This is a genomic window from Shewanella sp. TC10 (assembly GCF_009663145.1).
Classification (GTDB): Bacteria; Pseudomonadota; Gammaproteobacteria; order Enterobacterales; family Shewanellaceae; genus Shewanella.
This window is the reverse complement of the sequence record NZ_VKHR01000117.1, coordinates 1-2252: the sequence shown is the minus strand read 5'-3', so window position 1 is coordinate 2252 and position 2252 is coordinate 1. Positions and strand designations below refer to the sequence as shown.

Here is a 2252-nt window from a genome sequence, read left to right as displayed (position 1 = left end):
TWTCATCATCCAGGGATATTGACTGAATGGGGAAAAGTGACTGTAACTTGGTGGTCACACTCAATTAAAGGCTTACATAAGAATGATTTCATCATGGCTGCGAAAACAGACCAGTTAATTGGTTAATCATCTTCAGCATTATTTTCAGCAGGTTACGTTAACGTAACCTGCTGAAATACTTCCTCTGTTACAATTCCACTGTAAACAACACTTGCCACACGCCTCATAACCTTTTAACGTATCGCTCACAAATTAAAGAAGGATGGTATTTCTCATTATTTTTAATGGGTTTTTCATTAATCCTCGTATATTCCAGAAAATGACTGATAGGGAATAGTTGTATATGCGTTTGGAAGTGAGCTGTTTAGATCGCATCGGCCTTGCGAAAGATATTCTCGAAGTATTAGAAAATTACGGTATTAATTTAATCGCGATTGACGCCAGTAATAAAGGTTTCTTATACCTACAATTCGCTGAAATTGGTTTTGAAACCTTAAGCGAGTTAATGCCCCTTATTCGAAAAGTAGAAAGTGTACATGATGTTCGCACGGTTTCATTTATGCCGTCAGAACAAGAACATTATGCGTTAAAAACCTTATTAAAAACCTTACCTGATTCGGTATTCTCCATTAACTCTAAAGGCCGCATACGTATTGTAAATGAGTCTGCACTGCTGACCTTAAACATGCATGAGCATGAAGTTATCGATGAATCATTAAACCATTGGGTTCAAGGGTTTAACTTTTCTCGTTGGTTAACTGAAGCGCCAGTGCTTGCACAAGCGACTCGTGTTCAAATAGGCAGTAATGAGTACTTAGCTGAAATGCTGCCAATCTATCTGCCCGACGAAAACAATGCCAGTATTCTTGCTGGTGCGGTGGTGTCTCTTAAATCTCCAGCAAGAGTCGGTAAGCAGTTTAATGCACTCCAGAACCAAACAACGGGTTTTGATAATGTGTTGGCCGTTAGCGACAAAATGAAAGATGTACTTAAACAAGCTAAACGTATGGCCCAGCTTGATGCACCGCTACTGATCACGGGCGAAACTGGTACAGGTAAAGAGTTAATGGCTAAAGCGAGCCATGATGCCAGCATGCGCCGCGAACATCCTTTTATTCCAATTAACTGCGCCGCGCTGCCTGACAGCGTTGCTGAAGAAGAGTTATTTGGTTTTGTTTCTAATGACGGCCAAGTGGTTAAACGTGGTTTGTTTGAAGAAGCAAAAGGCGGCACTGTCTTTTTAGATGAAATAGCTGAAATGTCGAAAGCGGCGCAAGTTAAATTACTGCGTCTGTTGCAAGACGGCACATTTAGACGCATTGGCGGTGATGAAGAAGTGCGCGCTGATGTACGTATCATTTGTTCAACCCAGAAAAACCTTGCGGAACTCTGTCAGTCGGGCGAATTTAGGGAAGATTTATATTATCGCATTCACGTATTGAGCTATCACATGCCGTCGCTTCGTGAACGTAAAGTGGATGTTATTCCACTGACTGAGATGTTTTTAGAGCATTACAGTCAGCAGCTTTCAAGCCCTCTACGTCGTATTTCTGCCTCTTGTCGTGATTACCTTTTCACTTATGCTTGGCCTGGTAATGTGCGTCAGTTAAAGAATGCCATTTTTAGAGCTGTTTCTATGTGGGATGGTTCTGCTGAATTAACTGTAGAACAATTAAAGTTACCGTCTTATGCTGAAGGCTTCGGTTATTTTGATGAAGAATTTGAAGGCAGCTTAGATCAAGCAATGAAAGAATATGAAGCCAGTCTGCTAAGGCGTTTGTATCCTGCTTATCCAAGTACTCGCCAGTTAGCGAAAAAGCTTGGGGTTTCACACACTGCTATCGCGAATAAACTTAGAGATTACAAAATTACTAAGAAGCGCTAGTGACCATTCAGTTGCTAACGACAAGTGCTGGAGTATTGGCATAGGCTAATTACACCTGTAACGATTTAATGCCAGCAATTTGCTGGCATTGTCGTGTTTTTAAGACGCATATTGGCTAAATAGCTAATATCTTGAGCAATGTATCAAAAGGTTTACAAAACTACGGGTACCTTGCAAAAGTGTGATTTGCCTCACGCTATATTAATTTGGCTAAGCTTAAGGTATTTCTAGCCTTAAGAAGGCTATTTTTGTTGGTATTAACTTGTGAAGTGCCATGGTTCACATCAGTACAGCGAGCTATATAAAACTAGCTGGGTAACGCTGATGTTGAAGTGAAATACACTAAGCAAGGATGACAATTTAATAG

General features: G+C 40.6%; 2 protein-coding genes. Both read left to right on the top strand.

What is annotated here, in order from left to right; genetic code table 11:
• On the top strand, window positions 1-126 hold a 126-nt coding region (locus FNZ24_RS21330), incomplete at its 5' end, for a 4a-hydroxytetrahydrobiopterin dehydratase (protein WP_194945125.1).
• A 217-nt stretch (window positions 127-343) separates the two neighbouring features.
• Window positions 344-1885, top strand: a complete 1542-nt coding sequence (gene tyrR, locus FNZ24_RS21325; RefSeq protein WP_153916809.1) for a transcriptional regulator TyrR — start codon at window positions 344-346, stop codon at window positions 1883-1885.
• Window positions 1886-2252 lie beyond the last annotated feature (367 nt).

Excerpts from the sequence above, each read along its gene's own strand:
- tyrR (WP_153916809.1), top strand. The coding sequence starts at position 344 with ATGCGTTTGGAAGTGAGCTGTTTAGATCGCATCGGCCTTGCGAAAGAT.